Annotated in this window: 9 protein-coding genes; all 9 read left to right on the top strand. The window is 66.7% G+C overall.

Features of this window, described 5'->3' with window-relative positions:
* The 9 genes from JGU71_RS04290 (at nucleotide 1) to JGU71_RS04250 (ending at nucleotide 23,130) form a co-directional block, all read left to right on the top strand.
* Entirely contained in the window at nucleotides 1-594 is a 594-nt protein-coding gene (locus tag JGU71_RS04290; RefSeq protein WP_199702590.1) for a hypothetical protein, read from the top strand.
* Between the two features lies 1 nt (nucleotide 595).
* Complete coding sequence (locus JGU71_RS04285; protein WP_199702589.1) at nucleotides 596-1,645, top strand: PEP-utilizing enzyme; 1,050 nt, start codon at nucleotides 596-598, stop codon at nucleotides 1,643-1,645.
* The gene (locus JGU71_RS04280; RefSeq protein WP_199702588.1) at nucleotides 1,642-2,403 is read left to right on the top strand and encodes a maleylpyruvate isomerase family mycothiol-dependent enzyme; all 762 of its coding nucleotides are present in this window, start codon (nucleotides 1,642-1,644) and stop codon (nucleotides 2,401-2,403) included. Before JGU71_RS04285 ends, JGU71_RS04280 begins: the two co-directional genes overlap by 4 nt.
* Before the next feature lie 81 nt (nucleotides 2,404-2,484).
* Nucleotides 2,485-3,096, top strand: a complete 612-nt coding sequence (gene wrbA / locus JGU71_RS04275; RefSeq protein ID WP_199702587.1) for an NAD(P)H:quinone oxidoreductase — start codon at nucleotides 2,485-2,487, stop codon at nucleotides 3,094-3,096.
* Between the two features lie 80 nt (nucleotides 3,097-3,176).
* A complete protein-coding gene (locus JGU71_RS04270) occupies nucleotides 3,177-4,769 on the top strand; it encodes a class I adenylate-forming enzyme family protein (RefSeq protein ID WP_199702586.1) in 1,593 nt (530 codons plus the stop codon).
* The gene (locus JGU71_RS04265; protein ID WP_199702585.1) at nucleotides 4,766-5,836 is read left to right on the top strand and encodes a methyltransferase; all 1,071 of its coding nucleotides are present in this window, start codon (nucleotides 4,766-4,768) and stop codon (nucleotides 5,834-5,836) included. Before JGU71_RS04270 ends, JGU71_RS04265 begins: the two co-directional genes overlap by 4 nt.
* Before the next feature lie 36 nt (nucleotides 5,837-5,872).
* Entirely contained in the window at nucleotides 5,873-6,064 is a 192-nt protein-coding gene (locus tag JGU71_RS04260) for a hypothetical protein (RefSeq protein ID WP_199702584.1), read from the top strand.
* A gap of 93 nt (nucleotides 6,065-6,157) precedes the next feature.
* Nucleotides 6,158-12,574 (top strand): type I polyketide synthase, encoded by a 6,417-nt coding sequence (locus JGU71_RS04255; protein WP_199702582.1) that lies wholly within the window; start codon nucleotides 6,158-6,160, stop codon nucleotides 12,572-12,574.
* Nucleotides 12,571-23,130 carry a type I polyketide synthase gene (locus JGU71_RS04250; RefSeq protein WP_199702579.1) on the top strand — a complete coding sequence of 3,520 codons (10,560 nt, stop codon included), beginning with the start codon at nucleotides 12,571-12,573 and terminating at the stop codon, nucleotides 23,128-23,130. Before JGU71_RS04255 ends, JGU71_RS04250 begins: the two co-directional genes overlap by 4 nt.
* The last annotated feature ends 11 nt before the right edge of the window (nucleotides 23,131-23,141 follow it).

Raw genomic sequence — 23,141 nt, 5'->3', positions numbered from 1 at the left:
ATGTTCGAAACGAAAGTAGACGAGGCGTTGCACGTCATTCGCCTCCGATCGGGCGTGAGCGTCGAAGAGCTTGCCGAAGTCATCGGCGTCATGGGCGACGAGGCCCAGTCGATCGTCGGGAAGATCCGCGCCGCCGGGCACGCGCGGTCGGTGCGCGGCAGTGTCATCGTCACTACCGCCGGGCTCGCCGCCGACGATGCGGCCGTACACCGGTGGCGGGGTCGGGCGCTGCGGGCGGACCTGGATCTGGTCGAGGAGTTCGACCGCCGCTTCCGCGCCGTCAACGAGATCGTGAAGGCAGCGCTCTCGGAGTGGCAGGCCAATCGCTGTGAGGAAGTCGTCGGCAGCTTCGCCGCCCGATTACGCGGCGCAGTAGACGATCTCGCCTTCCCTTCGGATGGCGTCGGCGACGTCGCACGTCTGCTGGATGCGTACCGCCAACGGCTGACGAAGGTGGTCGAGCGCGCTGCGGGCGGCGACGCTGCGGCACTGTCGGGGATTCGAACCGAATCGTTCCACTCGGTCTGGATGGAGCTACACGCCGAACTGATCCAGCTGAGCGGGCGCGTACGCACCACCGCCGACGGGTACTGACGTGAGATCGGGCATCGGCGGCATCTGTGATATCGGGACGATCGCTGCATCAGCGCTGCCGCTCGACGAGGTTGCGGTGGCGTTCGGCGGCAAAGCTGCTGGGTTGGTTCGCCTGCAGCGCAGTGGATTTCGAACTCCGCCGACCTGGTTCGTCCCACCGCAGGTCGGGCTGGGCATAATCGACGTCACGACGCTCGACCTCCAAGTGAGTCGGTGGGCAGTGCGTTCCTCGTCTGCGAACGAAGACGGCGAGCAGCGCTCCTACGCGGGCCTGTTCTCCTCGGAGTTGGCGGTCGTTGCGACCGCCGTACCCGACGCTGTGGCTCGTGTTCGTGCGTCCGGGGCGAACTCGCGGTTGCGTGCGGTGTACGACCTCGTCGACCATGGTCCCATTCCGGTTGTGCTGCAGCCGTTTCTGGATGCCGAACTCGCCGGAGTCTGGATCGGGGACGGTGCGGGAGGTGGCGTACTGGAGTGGTCGTCGGCCGGTACCGACGCCGTTGTCGCGGGTACCGTGACGCCCGCCAGGGAGCTCTGGCGGTCGGAAGAACCTCTCGGCGGCAACGCCCTTCGCGTCGCCGGCCGCGAGATGGGCGCTGGTTGCCTCGCCGTCGAGCGTGCGATGGGTGAGGCGTGTGACCTGGAATTCTGTGTACACGCTGGACAGTTGGTCTGGCTGCAGTGCCGCCCGGTGACGGCGTTCGTTCCGAGTGGTGTTGCGGGCCAGTCCAATGGCGAGGTCGTGGTGAGTGGGATCGCGGCGGCCGCGGGCATCAGCCGTGGGCGACCGCGGGTCGTGCTTTCCCACGATGACGAGGCGTGGGCGGCAGGCGACATTCTCGTCGTTCGCTACACGTCGATCGAATGGGTGCCGCTCATGACCGAGGCGTCGGCGGTCGTCACCGATATCGGCGGTGGGCTGAGCCATGCGGCGATAATTTCGAGAGAACTCGGAATTCCCTGTGTGACAGGCACTGGGACAGGTACGCAGGCACTTGCCGACATGGCGTGGGTCACCGTGGACGGTGACGGCGGCCGGGTATTCCGGTGAGTTCCCACCGAGATCGGTTGGCGCTTCTGCATCGCGAAGTTCGGTCTTTCCAAGACACGTTGGCGAGGCTGGGACAGTGCGAGCTGGATATGGAAACCCGTTGTCCGGGTTGGACTGTGCGAGATCAGGTCGCGCACCTCGCCGATACCGACGAGGTTGCCGCCGACACGGTCCGCGAAGGGCCACGTGCGTTCACGCGTGTCGTTCCGAACTTCTCGACCCCGCAAGACTTCACCAGGGCGGGTTGCGATCGCGGCGCGGATCTGACGTTGGCCGAACTTCGCGAGTGGTCGGCGGCGGCGGGGCGATCGAGCGCTGCGGCGCTGTCCGCATGCACCGGAACCGAGCGCGTGCGATGGGGGTTCGGAATGCGGGCAACGCACCTGGTCATGGGTCGCGTCATGGAGTACTGGGCCCATCATGGCGATGTCCGCGTGGCGCTGGGACTCGAGGGCCACGGTTCTGCCGAGGGAGCGGTCTGCGTAGCCGAGTTGTCGCTGTATTCCGTGCGATATGCATTGGCGAAAGCCCGCGTCAGAGTTGACGATTGGCAAGATGTGCGCCTGGTCCTTGTCGACGATGAATCGGGGCGTGTCCATATGCTTGGCAAGGACGACGCCGCAGAATCGGTACGAGGCTCGCTGCAGAGCTGGGCGCTTCTGGCCGCCGGTCGGCGAGATCGTTTGCTGGAGCGGTCATTCGAGTTCGAGGGCGAACACGCCCGCCTGCTGATCCAGATCGCGCGAGCCTACCTGTAGCGCACCAATTGGTCGAAATAATTCGCCACACATTCTCTTCCGCGACATCGGCACACACCACCGAACAAAGGGAATTCGATCATGGAACCCGTCAACGCCGCGATCATCTACTACAGCGCCACCGGCAACGTCCACACCCTTGCGAAGGCCGCCGCAGAGGGGGCCGAGAAAGCAGGGGCGAATGTGCGACTGCGCAAGGTGGGTGAGCTGGCCTCCGCTGAGACGATCGACGCCAATCCGGCATGGGGGAAACACATAGCGGACAGCGCCGACGTCGCCGAGGCGAGCATCGACGACCTTGCTTGGGCGGACGCGGTACTGTTCGGCACCCCGACCCGCTTCGGGACGCCGGCCAGTGCGCTCACGAGATTCATCGAGGGCGCCGGTGTGCTGTGGCGGCAAGGGTCGATCGCAGACAAGGTGTGCTCGGCCTTCACCGCCACCGGCACTGCCCACGGCGGGCAGGAGTCCACCCTGCTTGCGCTCGGGCACGTGTTCTATCACTGGGGCGGCATCATCGTGCCTCCCGGCTACACCGATCCCGTCCAGTTCGAGACGGGCAATCCGTACGGCACCTCCCATGCAGCGAGTAGCGGCCCGCCGAGCGACGTCACCCTGCGAGCGGCGCATTACCAGGCCCGCCGCGTCGTCGACATTGCCGCTGCACTCAAGTTGGGTCGCGCCGCGGCCTGACGGGTTCGCCGCCGCGATGAGCTGCGCGCCACCGAACGATCGATCACCGTTTCATTCATCGAACAGGGAGACATGTCGACATGACCAGCTTCACGATCCGACGATCGATCCGCCGGCGCGGTCTCCAACTCGGGATTGTGCCGGAAATGGCTGCGGCAAAGATGAACTCGCCGCTGATCAGGCTCGACCACGATCTCGACGTCCGTCCGCAGGCCGGCAGGCAACTGACCGTGGCAGGGCTGGCCGACCTGGTCGACGATCTCGCCGACAGGCTCTGGGCCGCTGGGATCCGACCAGGCGAACACACCGTTGTTCACAAGGCCGCCAACTTCGACGTCTGGATACTGGCAACCGCAGCCGCACGCATCGGAGCAATTCCTGTGATGCTGTCGCCCGCACTCGACGGCGCGACAGTCGGCGCCCTACTTGCCAAGCTCGACGGTCCGAACCTGCTGACGGACGTGCACAAGTTCGACGCTCTCGCCGATGTGCACTTGCAGGACCTCACCGAGCGGGTGATCATCGTGGCCGGAAGCAGGCCGGGTGTGGTTTCGCTGTCCGATTTGGGCGGGGCACCGCGCGCCGTACCGGTCTTTCGGCAGCAGGACGAGCCCGCGTTGATCACACACACCTCCGGCACGACCGGCCTACCCAAACTGGTCGTACACACCCCGCGGAGCATGGCAGCTCGGCTCACTCCGCAGTGGCGGCTGCTGTCGCTGATCCGGAAGCGGGAGACCGTTGCGATTCACATCTCGTTCGTGCATTCGCGGATGTTCGCGGCGATGACGCTGGCACTACACGAGGGAATGCCGATTCTGCTTATGCGAGAGTCCGATCCCGAGCAGGTTGCCGGCTTCTTCCTCGAGCACCGACCAGGATTCATCGAGGCGCTGCCCAACTCGTTTATGGACTGGGAGGGGCTGACAACCGATCCGCGAAAGCCGTTCGCATCGATCAAGTACTTCAGCAGCACGTTCGACGCGATTCACCCAAGGACGATGAGCCGGCTGCTCAACTCCTCCGAGCGCCGCGGGGCGCTTTTCTTTCAGATCTACGGCCAGAGCGAGGTCGGTCCGGCAGTCGGGCGCGCCTACTTCCGCCGATCCGCGCACAAGACGAACGGGCGCTGTGTCGGCTGGGCGATGCCGGGCTGTGCACGGGTTCGAGTCGTCGGCCGAGACGGTAAGCGTCCCTCCGAGCAAAATCCGGGCTACATCGAGGTCGCGTGGAACGGCTTGGCGCAAACGTACTTCGCCGAGCAGGCGCGATACGACGCCAATCGGTTCGGCAGCTGGTGGCGGACCGGAGACGTCGGATATCGCACCAAACGCGGTTGTGTGCACCTCCTCGACCGTGAGATCGACATGATCCCCGGAGTTCGAAGCTCGCTCGAAGTGGAGGATGTCCTGTTGAGCAGGTTGATCGAGCTGAACGAGCTCGTTGTGGTGCGCGGTTCGAACGCCGAGGCGGTGCCGGTGCTGTGTACGTCCGGAGACAGGCCGTTGGACAGGAACCGATGGCGCGACGCTGCTGCCGAATTCCCTGAGCTGGCCGACCCGATTCAGATCCCGCAGTCCGAGCTGCCTCGCACAGCGACGCTGAAAGTGCAGCGGATTGCGCTCTCGCGGCTCCTCCAGCAGCAATCCGATTCGAAAGGGACAGTGAAATGACACCGGACGATGTACTTGGGCGGTTTCGCGAATACATGGTGGGACCGACGCGGTTTGCGACCCTGATGTCGTGCTTCGAGCTCGGCATCTTCGATGTGCTCCGAGAACGCCCCGACTCGACTGCCGTCGAGCTCGGCGCCGCCGTCGGCGCCAAACCCGATGCTGTCGAACAACTCCTGTTTCTGATGGTCAAAGAAGGCTTCGTCGCTTTCGACTCCGATTCCCGTGGCTACTGCCTCGGTGCGCTCGCTGGTGTCGCCGAGGCCGACCTCGGCCGCGCGCGTACCTACATGAACATGATCAAAGTCGTCGCGCTTCGGCAGATGTTCTATCTCACCGAGAGCGCGCGGACCGGCACGCTCGTCGGCCTCCAGGAGCTGTACGGAGCTGATGGCACGCTGTATCAGGCTGTGGCCGAGCACGACGACCTGCGTCAGTCCTGGGCGACGTTGATGGACGCCGTCACCGCCCGTATCGATCCATGGTTCTTCGACACGATCGACGTACCACCGGGCGCGCAGGTGCTCGACCTGGCGGGCAACACCGGCCTCGGGGCGATTCATGCCTATCGGCACAAGGCCTCACCCGGGCTTCGGGTAACGACCTTCGACCTGCCGCCGAAGGAAGCGGAGTGCCTGGCGAACTTCGAGGCACATGGTGTGGCCGAGCACTGCTCGTTCATCGGCGGGGACGTGTTCGAGGGCATCCCCGAAGGCTTCGACGTGGTGCTCATCAAGCATTTCCTGGACATGTTCGACAAGGACGACGTCGTCAGAATTGTCGAGGGCGTAGCCAAGTCGCTTCACGTAGGCGGTCAGGTTCACATCATGGTGCCCGTGTACCCCGAGAACATCGAAGACTCCGACAACTACAACGTCGACTTCTTCCCGGCCTTCTTCATCGGCGCCACCATGGGGCAGGGCGGACCACAGAAGCTTTCGACGTACACGACCTGGCTGGAAGAGTGCGGTTTCGAGGTAACGAAGGCGATCACCAAGGGCTCCAACGACATTCCACCGGACGTCATTCCTGTCCAGGCCATCATCTCGGCAACGAAGGTCGCCTGAAAGTTGCATTCGGTGAGCAAAGGCGGAGGTCGGACGATGCCGAATGACCCGAAGTCGTGGCTGGAACGAATTCTGGATGTGCTCCCGCATTTCCAAGGGCTGGTGGCGACCTATGCGGGAGTCTGCCCGCCGTACGTCGCTGTCGACGATCCGCACCGCAAAGTTCCGTTGGACGACTCGTTCGACGTGAGTATCGAAGGAGTATGGGAGAGCGACACCAGACGCTGACATCCGCCGAATTCGGCCCAACTGTATCCAGACGAGCACGGTCGCGATCTATTGGATTGATACCGGGTGAGTGCGGATGTTGGGGGTTGTTCGATGGTCGATGGACGCAATGATCTGGTCGGCGCACTTCGCAAGTCGCTGAAGGAGACCGAGCGCCTTCGGCGCGAGAATCAGCAACTGCTGGATCGCAGCAACGAACCGATCGCGATCGTCGGGATGAGTTGTCGCTATCCCGGCGGGGTGACGTCGCCGGAGGCCCTGTGGGACCTGGTGGCCGCCGGCCGCGACGCGTTGTCGGAGTTTCCCGACGATCGTGGCTGGGACCTCGACGGGCTCTACCATCCCGATCCTGACCACCCCGGCACCGCCTACACCCGCGAGGGTGGGTTCGTCGACAACGTCGGCGAGTTCGACGCCGAGTTCTTCGGCATCAGTCCGCGTGAGGCAGTCGTGATGGATCCGCAGCAGCGGCTCCTTCTCGAGGGGACCTGGGAGGCGCTCGAAGACGCCGGCATCGATCCGATGTCGTTGCGCGGCACTGACACCGGTGTGTTCTGCGGGTTGATGTACGCGGACTACCAGTTCGTCGCGGGCCAGAGCGAGCGGCGTGCCGAGGTCGAGGGCTATCTGATGATCGCGTCGGCGGCGAGTGTCGCGGCTGGACGGATTTCCTACACGTTCGGGTTCGAAGGTCCGGCGGTGTCGGTGGACACGGCGTGCTCGTCGTCGCTGGTCGCGCTCGACCTTGCGACCAAATCGCTGCGTGCGGGGGAATGCTCTCTTGCCCTCGCCGGTGGCGTCACCGTGCTTGCTCGGCCGAACATCTTCGTCGAGTTCAGCCGCCAGCGCGCAATCTCGGCGGACGGACGATGCAAGTCGTACGCGGCGGCCGCCGATGGCGTCGGTTGGAGCGAAGGCTCGGGTCTGCTTGTGCTCGAACGACTTTCCGACGCCCGACGGAACTCCCATCGAATCCTCGGACTGATCCGCGGGAGCGCGGTGAACCAGGACGGTGCCAGCAACGGGCTCACAGCACCGAACGGACCGAGTCAGCAACGTGTCATCCGGCAGGCACTGGCGAACGCCGGCGTGGGCGCTGCGGACATCGACGCGGTGGACGGTCACGGCACGGGTACCGGGCTCGGTGACCCGATCGAGGCGGAAGCCCTGCTGGCCACCTATGGCCAGGAGCGATCGAAGGGGCCGTTGCAGCTGGGGTCGATCAAATCGAACATCGGGCACACTCAGGCGGCTGCAGGTGTCGCGAGCGTGATCAAGATGGTTCTTGCGATGCGGCACGAGACGCTGCCACCGACCTTGCACGTCGATTCACCCTCAGCGCATGTGGATTGGGCCTCGGGAGAAGTCGCGCTGCTGACCGAACCCCAGAAGTGGTCGCGTAACGGTCGGCCGCGGCGTGCAGGCATCTCGTCGTTCGGCGTGAGCGGGACGAACGCGCATCTGATTCTGGAAGAGCCGCCGCTCGACGAGCCCGTGGCCGACGGTGCCGGCCAACCGCGGCGTCAACAGGTCGTTCCTGTGCTGCTGTCGGGACGCAGCGACGGTGCCGTGCGCCAGCAGGCGGATCGCCTACGCGCGCAGCTGATCGCCCAACCGGAGCTTTCGGTTCTCGACGTCGGTTTCGCGACCGTGACCACAAGGGCACAGTTGGAGCGGCGCGCGGTCGTCGTTGCGGCAGATCGTGGTGCGTTGCTCAGCGGATTGGCTGCCATCTCGGCCGCAGATCCCGCAGTACACGTGGTCGAGGGCGTGCCGACGGGAAGCGGCAAGGCAGTCTTCGTGTTTCCTGGGCAGGGAGCGCAATGGGCGCGGATGGCCGTGGACCTGCTCGATACCTCGACGGTGTTCGCCGCCGAGATCGCCACGTGCGCTGCCGCGTTCGATCCGTTCGTCGAATGGCGCCTGGAGGATGTGCTGCGCGAGGCGCCGGGTGCGCCGTCGCTCGAGCGGGTGGACGTGGTGCAACCCGCGTTGTTCGCGGTAATGGTGTCGCTCGCCGCGCTCTGGCGTTCATACGGAGTCGAACCCGTTGCGGTGGTTGGTCATTCACAGGGTGAAATCGCAGCGGCCTACGTCGCGGGTGGGCTGTCGTTGGCGGACGCCGCGCGCGTGGTCACCCTGCGCAGCCGCCTCGTGCGCGACAGGTTGGCGGGTCGAGGCGGCATGGGCTCGGTCGCGGTCACGGCGCAGCGCGCTGCGGAGCTTGTCGAACCCTATGCAGGCAGGCTCTCCGTCGCCGCAGTGAACGGTCCAGCGGCAGTTGTCGTTTCCGGTGAACCCGAAGCGCTCACGGAGTTGCTCGCGGCATGTGAGGCCGAGGGTGTGCGGGCCCGACGGGTGGCGGTGGACTACGCGTCGCACTCCGCGCAGGTCGAGGCCATCGAGGCCGAGCTTCTCGAGGTACTTTCGCCGATCGCTCCCGAATCGGGTCGACTTCCGTTCTTCTCCACTGCGGTAGGCGATTTCGTCGATACAGCGACCCTGGACGCGAGCTACTGGTACCGAAACCTGCGGGGCCGAGTCGACTTCGAGCCCGCGGTGCGTGCGCTCATCGAATTCGGAGCAGGTTGCTTCGTGGAAGTTTCCCCACATCCCGTCCTCACCCTGGCCGTCGAGGACACGGTCGCGGCGCACGGTGCGGACGGTCGCGTCACGACGGTGGCGTCGCTGCGCCGTGACGACGGGGGAATGGCACGGTTCGTCACCTCGCTGTCCGAGGCCCATGTATCGGGTGTCGAGGTCGATTGGCCCGCGCACTTCGCAGGTACCGGCGCGATGCGGGTCTCGTTGCCGACGTACGCATTCCAGCGGCAGCGCTACTGGTTGCTTCCAGGAGCAGCTGCCGGCAACGCTGCGGCTGCCGGGCTCGGGGCGGTCGACCATCCGATGCTTGTCGCGTCGATGCGGATGGGGGATCGTGACGAGTGGGTCTTCACTGGACGCATCTCGCAGGAATCGCAGCCGTGGCTGCGTGACCACGTCGTGTCCGACGTGGTGATCGTGCCCGCGACGGCAGTGGTCGACTCGCTGATCGCCGCCGGCCGCGAGGTGGATTGCCCCGCGCTCGACGAACTCGTCATCGAGGCACCACTCGTCCTCGCCGGTGACGGGGCACGCCAGATCCAGGTCATCGTCGGCGCGCCCGACCCGGATGGGCGACGCGAGGCGACGGTGTACTCGCGATCCGAGTTCGCAGCAAACGACGATCAGCAGACGACGACGTGTCACGCTCGCGGTTGGCTCACGACCGATGCTTCTGCGCCGGAGCCGTTTCCGGCGCAGTGGCCGCCCGCCGGTGCCGTGCCTGTGAACACTGACGCGTTCTACCCGACACTCGCAGACCTCGGCCTCGAGTACGGTCCGCTGTTCCAGGGACTTCGCATGGCCTGGCGTACCGATGCTGCGGTTTACGCGGAGGTCGCGCTTCCCGAAGACGCCGAGCACGGTGGCTTTGCCATCCATCCGGCGTTGTTCGACGCTGCCCTGCACGCGACGATGCTCGACAAGATCGCCGGGATCGACCTACCGTTTTCGCTATCCGGGGTACGCATCGACCGGACCTCGAACACCGCACTGCGCGCGCGGATCGTGGCGGTCGGCGACGCAGCCTTCCGGATCGATGTGGTCGACGAGGCCGGTGTGCAGGTCGTCTCCGTCGAACGGCTCACACTGCGACCCGTGGACCCGGCGCAGTTGTCGGGCGCGCGACCAAAGGGCAACGCACTGTTCGCATTGGAATGGGCGCCGGTGCCGGTCGCTGCCCCATCGGGCAGCATTGCCGTGTCGACCGACCCGGACCTGACCGAGCTGGAACATGCCTGCGCACAGGGTGACTCCCCGGACGCGGTCGTGTTCGAGGTCGAGACGCCCGGCGAGTCCGGTGTGTCCGACGCAGCGCGGGTCGCTACCTGGCGCGCAACGGAACTCCTACAGCGGTGGCTGGCGAGCGAATGGCTCGGTGCTGCGACGCTGATAATCGTGACTCACCGGGCGGTAGCGGTGGGTGGCGAGATTGCGGACCCGGTCCAGGCGGCGGTGTGGGGTCTGGTCCACAGCGCGCAGGCCGAACATCCCGACCGGTTCCTGCTTGTGGATGTCGACGGCGGTGAGGTTCCGGATTGGGCCGGATTGCTCGCTGCCGACGAGCCGCAACTTGCGGTGCGCGACGGTGCTGTGTCGGCGCCCCGGCTAGGCCGGGTCGAGACCGGTCGAAGCGACGACCTGTGGCACCTCGGCACCACGCGGAAGGGTTCGCTGGACGAGTTGACGATTCTCGACTCCGACGGCGGTCGCGCGCTGGGTGTCGACGAGGTGCGGATCGGCGTCCGCGCGGCAGGCCTCAATTTTCGCGACGTATTGATCGCGTTGGGTATGTATCCCGGCGACGCTCCGCTCGGCAGCGAGGCCGCCGGCGTCGTGCTCGAAACCGGTTCGGGTGTCACCGATCTCGCGACCGGCGATCGGGTGTTCGGTCTGGTGACCGATGCGTTCGGACCAGTTGCGGTCGCAGACCGACGCACGATCGCGCCGATCCCGCAGCGGCTGTCGTTCACCGAGGCAGCGGCAGTGCCGGTGGTGTACTTGACTGCCTTCTACGGCCTGTTCGATCTCGCCGACCTGCGGGCAGGGCAGACGCTGCTCGTGCACGCCGCAGCCGGTGGAGTCGGCATGGCAGCGGTGCAGTTGGCGCAGCATGCGGGCGCGGAAGTCTTCGCAACGGCGAGCCCATCGAAATGGGATGCGTTGCGCGCGTTAGGGATAAGCGACGAGCGGATAGCCTCTTCACGGGATCTCGACTTCCGGGACACGTTCCTTTCGGCCACCGCAGGCGCGGGCGTCGACGTGGTGCTCGATTCGTTGGCAGGCGAATTCGTCGACGCAACACTGGATCTCCTACCCCGTGGCGGTCGGTTCATAGAGATGGGCAAGACCGACATCCGCGACCCGCGGGTCGTTGCCGACGATCACCCCGGCATTCGCTACCGCTCGTTCGATCTCGCGGAGGCCGGTCTCGAGCGAATCCAGCAGATGCTCACCCGGATCGCAGCGATGTTCGAACAGGAGGTACTGGCCCCGGCTCCGATACGCACCTGGGATGTCCGTCGGGGACCGGACGCGTTCAGGTACCTGCGCGAGGGCCGCAACATCGGCAAGGTCGTGTTGACCGTTCCAGCACCACTCGACCCGGACAAGACGGTCCTCGTCACCGGTGGCACCGGCGGACTCGGAGCGCGGGTCGCAAAGCACCTGGTCGAATCGCACGGTATCCGGCATCTGTTGCTCGTTTCGCGGCGCGGACCGCTCGCACCCGGTGCGGACAACCTGCGTATCGAACTCGAAGCGCTCGGGGCCCGGCCACGAATCGTGGCATGCGATGTCGCCGACCGCGATCAGGCTGCGGCGCTGCTGGATTCGCTGGACATACCGTTGACCGCGGTGGTTCACACCGCGGGCGTACTCGACGACGGACTCATCGAATCACTCACACCCGACAAGATCGATGCAGTACTGCGGCCGAAACTCGATGCAGCGTGGAACTTGCACGAACTCACAGAGCGTTCCGACCTCTCGGCGTTCGTGCTGTTCTCCTCGGCCGCAGCAGTTCTCGGCAACGCGGGTCAAGCGAACTATGCGGCCGCCAACGCTGCGCTCGACGCACTCGCTGCGCGCAGACACGCCACGGGGCTGCCCGCGGTCTCCCTCGCCTGGGGACTGTGGGCCGATGCGACGGGCATGACCGGTGAGCTCGGCGTCGCGGACCTCGAGCGAATGCAACGTACCGGCATCGGGGCGCTGCCTGCCGAGCTCGGGCTGGACCTGTTCGATCGTGCGCTGAACGCTGAGGTGTCGATGTTGGCGCCGGTCCAGCTGGATCCGGTTGCGCTGCGGGCGCAATCGCGCGCCGGCCTGTTGCCTGCGCTGCTCCGCGGACTCGTCCGCACGTCGGCACGACGCGCCGAGCCTGCCAACGCGACGCTGTCCGAGCGCCTCGCCGGGGTCGCCGAGGCTGACCGCGAACACGTCGTGCTCGAGTTGGTGCTGGCCAACGTCACAGCCGTCCTCGGCCACGCCAGCTCCGCAGCCGTGCAGCCGGACCGGGCGTTCAAGGACATCGGGTTCGATTCACTCGCTGCGGTCGAGTTGCGCAACCGGCTCACCCAGGCAACGGGTGTACGACTGCCCGCCACACTCGTCTTCGACTTTCCGACCCCGATTGCCGTCGCGCGGCTCGTTCTCGGTGAGGTCGGCGTCGGCGCAGAACCGGACCGCTCGCCCTTCCAGGACGAATTGGGCCGCCTCGAAACACTGCTGGCGACCGTTGCGGCCGACGAGGCGCAATTCGCCGAGATCGCGCCGCGTCTGCGGTCGCTGAGCAACCGGCTACGGACCGTTCTCGGCGCAGCTGACGACTCGTCCGACGACGACCTCGATTCCGTGTCGGACAACGAGATGTACGAATTGATCGACAAGGAGCTCGGATCGCTATGACCGGCACTTCGGAGGACGAGAAGCTACGCACCTACCTGCGACGGGTCACAACGGAGCTGCGTTCGGCGAACCGCAGGGTGCGCGAGCTGGAAGAGCGTGACACCGAGCCGTTGGCGATCGTCGGCATGGGCTGCCGGCTGCCCGGAGGGGTGTCGTCACCGGACGAGTTGTGGGAATTGGTAGCCGAAGGCCGAGATGCGATGACGCAGTTCCCGACCGATCGCGGCTGGGACCTCGACCGGCTCCACGATCCTGATTCGGACAGGCCCGGCACAGTAAGCGCGCAGCGTGGCGGCTTCGTGGACGGAATCGGTGATTTCGACGCCGAGTTCTTCGGGATCAGCCCGCGTGAGGCGCTGGCGATGGATCCGCAGCAACGAATCCTGCTCGAGGTGGCGTGGGAAGCCTTCGAAAACGCTGGTATCGATCCGATGTCGTTGCGCGGCAGTGACACCGGTGTGTACACCGGTGCCGTCACCTCGGACTACGGCGGAACCATGCTGCCCGAACTCGAAGGCTTTCGACTGGCAGGCAACCAGGGCAGTGTTGTATCAGGCCGAATCGCCTACTCGCTGGGGCTACAGGGTCCCGCGGTGACGGTGGACACCGCGTGTTCGTCCTCGCTGACGGCGATTCACCAAGCGGCACAGGCATTGCGGGCCGGTGACTGCTCGCTCGCCCTTGTCGGCGGCGTCACCGTGCTTGCCGGGCCGTTCCTGTTCGTGGAGTTCAGCAGGCAGCGCGGGCTTTCGGCGGACGGGCGCTGCAAAGCGTATGCGGCCGGAGCTGACGGCACCGGGTTCGCAGACGGTGCTGGTCTGGTCGTACTGGAACGACTGTCGGATGCTCGGCGCAACGGGCGGAACGTGCTCGCGGTGGTGCGGGGGAGTGCGATCAATCAGGACGGTGCGAGCAACGGGCTGACTGCCCCGAACGGTCCCGCGCAGGAGCGGGTGATTCGCGCGGCGCTTGCAAATGCGGGACTGAGCGCCGCCGAGGTTGACGCGGTGGAGGGACATGGCACCGGCACGAAACTGGGTGACCCGATCGAAGCGCAGGCCCTGCTGGCCACCTACGGACGCGACGACCGCTCGCACGGTCCGCTGTGGCTCGGGTCGATCAAGTCGAACATCGGCCACACGTCGGCAGCCGCGGGCGTTGCTGGGCTGATCAAGATGGTTCTCGCGTTGCGAAACGAGCTGTTGCCCGCGACTCTGCACGTGGATTCGCCATCGCCCCATGTGGATTGGGAATCGGGCGAAGTCGAGCTGCTCACCGAAGCGAGGAAATGGTCGCGGAACGGCAGACCGCGCCGGGCAGGTATCTCCTCGTTCGGTATCAGTGGGACCAACGCGCACGTCATCCTCGAAGAGGCCCCACTGGACGACCCCGCCCCGACGCACTCGAGGGGCTCGGCGCCGGTGCTCGTGGTGCCACTGTCGGCGCGTTCGGAGCCCGCGCTGCATGCCCAGGCGCAGCGGCTGCGCGCGCATCTGCTTGCCCGACCCGAACTGTCGCTACCGGATGTCGGATTCTCGGCGGCTACGACACGTGCGCAACTCGAGCATCGCTCGGTCATCGTCGCCGCCGATCGAAACGCGCTGCTTGCCGGACTTGCCGCCATCGACGTCGCGCGCCCGGTCACCGGCAGGACAGCCGTGCTGTTCAGCGGCCAGGGCGCTCAGCGCGTCCGCATGGGTGCCGAACTGGCACAGGCTTTCCCAGTGTTCGATGCCGCGTTGGCTGGGGTGTGCGCCGAGTTGGACCCACACGTCGGCAGGTCGGTGCGGGACGTGATGTCCGACGACTCGGGACTGCTGGATGCGACCGAATTCACCCAGCCCGCCCTTTTCGCACTCGAGGTCGCGTTGTTCCGGTTGGTGGAATCGCTCGGTGTGCGACCCGACTACCTGATCGGCCACTCGGTCGGCGAGTTGGCCGCTGCGCACGTGGCGGGGGTGTTGTCGCTGCCGGAGGCCTGCGAATTGGTTGCGGCACGCGGACGGTTGATGGGCGCGCTACCTGCAGGCGGCGCAATGGCCGCGGTGCAGGCGAGCGAATCGGAGGTCGTCGAGTCGTTGTCCGCGTTCGCCGGACGCCTCGATGTTGCTGCAGTGAACGGTCCCGCGGCGGTGGTTGTATCCGGCGACGCAGACGCGATCGACGAGTGGTTGCCGCAGTTCGCCGACCGCAAGACCACCCGACTGCGAGTCAGTCACGCCTTCCATTCGCACCGGATGGAGCCGATGCTTTCTGAATTCGCCACGGTGGCAGCGGGTTTGACCTTCGCCGAGCCGAAGATTCCGATCGTGTCGAACGTGACCGGCGCAGTGATCGCCTCCGAGGAGTTGTGCAGTGCGCAGTACTGGGTCGAGCACGTGCGACGGGCCGTTCGGTTCGCCGACGGTATCGGCAGTCTGTACGACCTCGGCGTGCGGCGATTTCTCGAACTCGGCCCGGACGCCGTACTGACCCCGATGGCGCGTCAGACGCTGGACAGCCATGGCGACGACGTCGCGGTCCTGGCGGCGTTACGGGCCCGCAAGTCCGAAGCCGATGGTTTTGCACGCTTCCTCGGCGACGTGAGCACCGCGGGCATCGCCGTTGCCTGGCAGACCTACTACGCCGACTGTGGTGCGGCACGGATATCGCTGCCCACGTACGCATTCCAGCGCCAGCGTTATTGGCTCGCCCCGACCACGGGACATCGGGACGCTGTTGGCGCCGGACTCGACCATCCCGTCTTGACGGGCGCGACATCGGTCGGTGACCGCGACGAATGGATCTGCACCGGCCAACTGTCCACCGACACAGCGCCGTGGACCGCCGAACATCAGCTTTTCGGCACTATCGTCGTGCCGGGTACGGGTCTGGTCGAACTCGCGCTCGCTGCCGGTCGACACACCGAAAGCACCGTGCTGGACGAGCTGGTGCTGGAGGCGCCGCTGCTGCTGGAGCCCGGTGTTGCACGGCAACTGCAGGTTACGGTCGGCGCGGCCGGTGCCGATGGCCGGCGCGAGGTCGCGGTGTTCTCCCGCCTGGACGGCGGCAGCGAGACCACCTGCCACGCGCGCGGTGTCCTCGGTACCGACACTGCGCCACGCACGGAACTGCCCGCGGATTGGCCGTCGCAGTGGCCGCCGGCGGGCGCCGAACCTGTCGAGATCGCCGGCCTCTACGAGCACTTGAGCGAGATCGGCTACGACTACGGACCCACCTTCCAAGGGGTGCAGGCACTCTGGCGGGACGGAGACCGGACGTACGCCGAGGTGACGTTGCCGGAGGAGAGTTCGGGGTTCGGCATCCACCCGGCACTCTTCGACGCGGCGCTGCAGAGTGGGGTTGTTCTGCTCACAGACCGATCCGGTGCGCAGCGAATGCCGTTCAGTTGGGCAGGTGTGCAATTGCACCGCCCCGGTGCCACGACTCTGCGCGTCCGTTCGATCGCGACCGGCGAATCCGCGCTGCAGCTGGATGCGATCGATGAGACCGGTGGTCCTGTCATATCGCTGCGTTCGATCGCCGTGCGACCCGTCGATCCCGCGAAACTCGCTGCCGCGCAGAGCAACAACGCACTGTTCGCCATGGGGTGGGTCGAGCTCGCGGAAGCGCCCGCAGACCCGCGCGAGGTGGTCGTCGTGCGCGTCGATGATCTCCAGGCAACCGACGCCGTGGCATCGGGAGACGTGGCCGAGCGAACGCGGACGCTCGTCGGCGCCGTCCTCGACACGATGCAACAGTGGCTTGCAGCCGAACAGCCCAGCGCAGCAACGATGCTCGTCGTCACCAGGAACGCGGTCGCGGTCGAGTCGCCCGATATCGCGCACGCCGCGGTGTGGGGTCTGGTCCGCAGCGCCCAGTCCGAGCAGCCGGACCGTTTCGTGCTCGTCGACTCCGACTCCGACACCAACGATCCGCAATGGGCCACTCTCGCAGGCCAGGACGAGCCACAACTGGCGCTGCGAGCGGGCCGTGTGCTCGTACCGCGACTCGCACGAGCACAGGTGAACGCGGTGTCAGGGTTGGCGCTCGACCCGGACAGGGTCGTGCTGATCACCGGCGGTACAGGTGGTTTGGGAGCGGTGTTCGCGAAGCACCTCGCGCGGGAGCACGGCGCTCGTCGACTGCTGCTCGTCAGTCGACGCGGTCCGGCCGCCGACGGTGTCGACGACCTGGTTGCCGAGCTGGCCGAACTGGGCGCTCGAACCGTGGTTGCCGCGTGCGACGTCGCGGATCGTGGCGCGCTTGCCGAGCTGCTGTCCTCCCTCCGGCACCCGCTGGGCGCGGTCGTGCACGCCGCCGGTGTGCTCGACGACGGACTCGTCGAATCGCTGACGCCCGATCGGATCGATGCGGTATTGCGCCCGAAACTCGATGCGGCGCTGCATCTACACGAGCTGACGGCAGACCTCGACCTCTCGGCGTTTGTGTTGTTCTCCTCGGTCGCAGCACTGCTCGGCAGTCCGGGCCAGGGAAACTACGCTGCAGCCAACGCCGCGGTCGAAGCGCTCGCAGACGTACGCCGCTCCTCTGGGCGCAGCGCAACGGCACTCGCCTGGGGACTCTGGGCACAAGCCGGCGGCATGGCAGCAGCTCTGGACGCGGCGGACCACGCCCGTCTTGCCCGCATGGGTGTCGGTGCGCTCCCTACCGAAGCGGCCCTTGCACTGTTCGACCAGGCCGTAGTCTCGGTGGACTCGGATTCGGCATCATCGATGCTCGCGCCGGTTCAGCTCGATCTGGGCGCACTGCGCAATCAGGCCCGTGCCGGAAACCTGCCTGCGTTGCTGCGCGGACTCGTGCCCGCCGGTGGAACGCGCCGCCGCAGTGCCGCCGGCGGCTCACTGGCACAACAGCTTTCCGGCCTCGGAGATGCGGACCGCGCGCGCATGGTCGCCGAACTCGTGCAGTCTCATGTCGCCTCCGTGCTCGGCCACGTCGCTGCGGGCGCCGTCGACCCCGAGCGGGCGTTCAAAGACCTCGGGTTCGACTCGCTCGGCGCGGTCGAGCTCCGCAACCGGCTCACCCGGGCCACCGGCGTGCGATTGCCCGCAACCCTTGTCTTCGACCATCCGTCGCCCGCCGCGGTCGCACGGCTGCTACTCACCGAAGTTGCTGGTGCGGAGACGCATTCGGTGCCAGTTGCACCGGTGGTCCGCGAGCCCGCAGCCGCGGACGAAGCACTCGCGATCGTCGGTATGAGCTGCCGTTACCCGGGCGGCGCCGGTTCACCGAAGCTGCTGTGGGACCTCGTCGCAGCAGGGAGTGACGCCGTCACTGGACTGCCCACCGATCGCGGCTGGGACCTCGAACGGCTCTACGATCCCGATCCCGATCAGCCCGGCACCGTGTCCACTCGCGGCGGCGGCTTCCTCGCAGATGCGGGGGCCTTCGATGCGGAGTTCTTCGGGATCAGCCCGCGCGAAGCATTGGCCATGGATCCGCAGCAGCGGCTACTGCTCGAGCTTGCGTGGGAAGCACTGGAAGACGCAGGTGTGGACCCGAACTCGCTGCGCGGCAGTGATACCGGCGTCTTCACAGGCGTCGTCACCACCGACTACGGCGGCTCCAACTCGTCGGAACTGGAGGGCTACCGGCTCACCGGCACCACGACGAGTGTGGCGTCCGGGCGGATCTCCTACACACTCGGCCTCGAAGGTCCGGCCATGTCGATCGACACGGCCTGCTCGTCGTCGCTTGTCGCAATGCACCTGGCTTCTCGTGCGCTGCGCTCTGGCGAATGCTCAATGGCGCTGGTCGGCGGGGTGACGCTGATGGCGGGCCCGTACCTGCTGACGGAGTTCAGCAGACAGCGAGCACTGTCCCCGGACGGCCGATGCAAGTCCTACGCGGCGGCTGCGGACGGTACGGGATTCTCCGACGGGGCGGGGCTCGTTGTGCTGGAGCGACTTTCGGACGCGCAGCGGAACGGTCATGAGGTGCTGGCGGTGATCCGCGGCAGCGCGGTGAACCAGGACGGCGCGAGTAACGGACTGACCGCACCCAACGGACCCTCGCAGGAGCGGGTGATCCGCCAGGCGCTTGCCGATGCGGGTCTGGGTCCGGCAGACATCGACGCAGTGGAAGGCCATGGCACCGGCACCACACTGGGCGACCCAATCGAGACCCAGGCGCTCCTTGCCACTTACGGACGTGATCGCACGAACGGCCCGCTCTGGCTGGGTTCGATCAAATCGAACATCGGTCATTCGTCGGCCGCCGCCGGTGTCGCCGGCGTGATCAAGATGGTGCAGGCGCTGCGGCACGAGACACTGCCCGCGACACTGCATGTGGATTCACCCTCACCACACATCGATTGGGATCAGGGTGGGGTCGAACTGCTCACCGAGGCGCGGGCGTGGTCGCGCAACGGTCGCCCGCGACGTGCCGGGGTGTCGTCGTTCGGTGTCAGCGGCACCAACGCGCATCTGATCTTGGAGGAAGCGCCGGATTCGCCGCAGCGCGAGCATGTAGCGACGTCCGGTCCGTCGGTGGTGCCGGTGCTGCTGTCGGCGCGCACGGATGCAGCCCTGCGAGCGCAGGCAGAACAGCTGCACACCTCCGTTGTCGGTCGACCCGACGTGACCCTTCCCGATCTCGCCTATTCGACGGCGACCACCCGTGCGCAGTTGGAACGTCGGGCCGCCGTTGTGGCTGCCGATCGTGGGGGGCTGCTGTCGGGGCTCGCCGCGATCGCTGCCGGCGAACCGGCCGACAACGTCGTCGTCGGCCGAACCCTCGGCAAGGGAGCCGTTTTCGTTTTTCCCGGCCAGGGTGCGCAGTGGGCTGGAATGGCTGCCGAGCTGCTCGAGTCCGCGCCGGAGTTCGCCGCCGAGATTGCCGCGTGCGAGACGGCGCTCGGGCAGTTCGTCGAATGGCGGCTTACCGAGGTGCTTCGCGGCGACGCCGAGCTGTTGGATCGAGTCGACGTCGTCCAGCCCGCACTGTTCGCGGTGATGGCAGGACTCGCCCGGCTGTGGCGTGCGCATGGCGTGGAACCGACTGCAGTGGTCGGGCATTCGCAGGGTGAGATCGCCGCTGCCTACGTTGCGGGCGGGTTGTCACTCGACGATGCCGCCAGAATCGTCACGCTGCGCTCACGCCTCATCGGTGAGCGATTGGCCGGCAGAGGTGGCATGGCGTCGATCGCCCTGCCGGTGCAGCAGGTCGAAGAATTGCTCGCACCCTATGCCGGCCGACTGTCGGTCGCCGCCGTCAACGGGCCTGCGGCAGTCGTGATTTCCGGTGAGCAGGGCGCTCTCGACGAGCTCGCCGCGGTCTGCGAACGCGACAGCGTCAGGTTCCGCCGGGTCGCGGTCGACTACGCCTCCCACTCGGCGCAGGTCGAGACGATCGAGGCCGAGCTTCTGGAGGCGATCGCACCGATCGCTCCCGTATCGGGCCGGATTCCGTTCTACTCCACGGCAGTTGGAGGCTTCGTCGACACAGCGACCCTCGATGCGGACTACTGGTATCGAAACCTGCGGGGTCAGGTCGGTTTCGAGCCCGCCATCAGGGCACTTGCCGACCAGGGGACCAGCTGCTTCGTCGAGGTTTCGCCTCATCCTGTGCTGAGCACCGCGGTGGAGGCTACGGTCGGGCAGACCGACATCGTGGTGGTCGGATCGCTGCACCGTGACGACGGCGGACTCGAACGATTTCTGCTCTCGCTCGCCGAGGTGCACTGTGTCGGCGTCACAGTCGACTGGACCCCGATCTACGCGAACAGCAACGCGCGCAGAGTCGATCTGCCGACGTATGCGTTTCAACGCCAACGCTTCTGGCTCGCTCCCAGCGTCGGGACGAACACAGCCGCCGAGGCCGGTCTCGTCCGCGTCGACCATCCGATCCTGGCTGCGGCGACGCAGATCGGGGATCGCGACGAGTGGCTTGTCACGGGTCGGCTGTCCATCGACGCACAACCGTGGACCCGCGACCACATGGTGTTCGGGCTCGTACTCGTACCGGGTGTGACGCTCGTCGAGCTGGCGCTGGTGGCAGGCCGCATTGCCGACTGCCCCGCGTTGGACGAGTTGGTGCTCGAGGCGCCGCTGATCTTGGAGGAGACCACCGTCCGTCAGCTCCAGGTGAGTATCGGCGCAGCGGCGGACGACGGACGCCGCCCGGTAGCGATCTTCTCCCGACAGGACAGCGCAGACGAGCCGCAGTCAGCGGTCTGCCACGGCCGCGGTTGGCTCGGTGTGCCACCCGAGTCGGCGCAGTTCCCCACGCACTGGCCGCCCGTCGGGTCCGAGCCGGTGGCCGTCGAGACCGTGTATGCCCGGCTCGGCGATTATGCCCACCTCACCGACGGCGACTTCGCGTACGGTCCTGCGTTCCGCGGGGTCCAGGCCGCCTGGGCGCTCGGCGACGAGGTGTACACAGAGCTGGAACTGCCGGAAAGCGCTGGAGCTGCAACAGGATTCAGCCTGCATCCCGCGCTGTTCGACGCCACCCTGCACGGTGGTCTCGGCAAGCTCTACCGAGGACCCACTGCAGGCGGCGGTCTACCGTTCTCCTGGTCCGGTGTGCATCTGGAGCGAACCGGGCTCACCAGGCTCCGGGTCCGCGTTGCAACGGCGGGGGAGCACGCGCTGCGGCTGGACTTCGCCGACGAGACCGGTCTGGCGGTCGGCGGTGTGCGACGGATGGATGTTCGCCCGGTCGATCGGACGCAGCTGCAGTCCACGCGGCTCGCCGCCCAGCGTTCCCTGTACCAGCGCGACTGGACGGCTGTCAGCGTTCCGTTGGGCCAGGCGGGGCACGTCGTCCTACTCGGCGCCGTCGCAGGCAGCGGACAACGGTGCACCGATCTGGCAGCGCTGGACGAGCAACTCGCCGCAGGAGCTGCAGTGCCCGATGTCGTTGTTGCAGCCGTCGAGTCACCACCGGGTGACACACACGTCGCGGCGCAGGCGGTCGCCGCACGAGCGTTGGAACTGGTGCAGAGCTGGCTCGCGAGCGACCGCACGACCCAGTCACGGTTGATCGTCGTCACTCGCAATGCGGTTGCCATCGAGGGCGATTCGCCGGATGTGTCCCAGGCGCCCGCGTGGGGTCTGGTGCACAGCGCACAGTCCGAGCACCCGGACCGCTTCCTGCTCGTCGATCTCGGCGGCGAGGAGACCCCGGACTGGGCAGCGCTTGCCGGTGTCGATGAGCCGCAGTTGGTCGTACGCAACACCGGACTACTTGCGCCGCGGCTCGCGCGGGCAACTGTGGCGACGCCGCAGACAACGCCAGTGTTCGACCCCGACGGAACCGTCCTGATCACCGGCGGCACAGGTGGTTTGGGCGCCGTCGTCGCAAAGCACCTCGTTGCCACGCACGGCGCGCGGCAGCTGGTGCTTGTGAGTCGGCGTGGCAGCGCTACGCCGGGCGTCGCTGCCGTAGTTGCTGATCTGGAGGCGGCAGGAGCAACCGTACGGGTCGAAGCGTGCGACGCTTCCGATCGGGATCAGCTTGCAACACTTCTCGATTCGCTGGAGCAGCCGTTGATCGCCGTCGTCCACGCTGCAGGTGTGCTCGACGACGGCTTGATCGAAACTCTGACCCCCGAACAGCTGGCGCGCGTGCTGCGACCGAAGGTGGATGCGGCGTGGCACCTGCACGAACTGACCGCCGATATGGACCTCGCAGCTTTCGTGCTGTTCTCGTCGGTCGCAGCGCTGATCGGCAGTCCGGGGCAGGGCAACTACGCCGCCGCGAACGCTGCGCTGGATGCGTTGGCGCAGCAGCGTCGCGCCATGGGGTTGGTCGGAACGTCGCTGGCGTGGGGGCTGTGGGCCGATGCCACCGGGATGACGGGCGAGCTCGGTAGCACCGACCTCGTTCGGTTGGAACGGCTGGGGGTAGAAGCGCTTTCGGTAGAATTCGGGCTCGAACTCTTCGACCACGCCCTCGGCGCAGCTGCATCCGTACTTGCGCCGGTCCAGCTGAATCCCGCTGCGCTGCTCGTGCAGGCCCGTGAGGGCACACTGCCTGCTTTGCTGCGTGGTCTGGTGCGTACGCCGGCGCGCGGTGTGGAGGCTGCTCACGAGTCGTTCGTGCAACGTCTCACCAGCGCTCAGGACGTCGATCGGGAACGAATCGTCCTCGAGTTGGTGCAAGCGCAGGTCGCCGCGGTGCTCGGCCACAAGTCCCCGGCTGCAGTCGCCCCCGATCGACCCTTCCAGGACCTCGGCTTCGACTCGCTCGGCGCCGTCGGCCTGCGAAATCGGTTGACACAGTTCACCGGTCTGCGCCTGCCTGCGACGCTCGTCTTCGACCACCCGACACCTGCGGCGCTCGCGACGCAGTTGCTCGCCGAATTCGGCGGGAGTTCGGGTGACGAGCCGCAAGTCCCGATCGACCGGGAACTGCAGAAGCTCGAGGAAATGCTCACGGCGACAACACCTACCGAACAGGTGCGCGTTGCCGCGCGCCTGCGCACGATGCTGGCGGCCGTCACCGCGGGCGGACGGGCAAGCGAACAGATCGAGGCGGCGACGACAGCTGACGAGGTCTTCGCGCTGATCGACGCCGAATTCGGCATCGACGACATCGGCACGGCATGACAGGGGTTGGC

Source organism: Antrihabitans stalagmiti (assembly GCF_016482825.1).
GTDB classification, from domain to species: domain Bacteria; phylum Actinomycetota; class Actinomycetes; order Mycobacteriales; family Mycobacteriaceae; genus Antrihabitans; species Antrihabitans stalagmiti.
This window is presented reverse-complemented; position numbering and strand designations above follow the sequence as displayed.

Coding starts and splice junctions, on each gene's coding strand:
- JGU71_RS04265 (WP_199702585.1), top strand. CDS start 4,766: ATGACACCGGACGATGTACTTGGGCGGTTTCGCGAATACATGGTGGGA.
- JGU71_RS04270 (WP_199702586.1), top strand. CDS start 3,177: ATGACCAGCTTCACGATCCGACGATCGATCCGCCGGCGCGGTCTCCAA.
- wrbA (WP_199702587.1), top strand. CDS start 2,485: ATGGAACCCGTCAACGCCGCGATCATCTACTACAGCGCCACCGGCAAC.
- JGU71_RS04255 (WP_199702582.1), top strand. CDS start 6,158: ATGGTCGATGGACGCAATGATCTGGTCGGCGCACTTCGCAAGTCGCTG.
- JGU71_RS04260 (WP_199702584.1), top strand. CDS start 5,873: ATGCCGAATGACCCGAAGTCGTGGCTGGAACGAATTCTGGATGTGCTC.
- JGU71_RS04250 (WP_199702579.1), top strand. CDS start 12,571: ATGACCGGCACTTCGGAGGACGAGAAGCTACGCACCTACCTGCGACGG.
- JGU71_RS04290 (WP_199702590.1), top strand. CDS start 1: ATGTTCGAAACGAAAGTAGACGAGGCGTTGCACGTCATTCGCCTCCGA.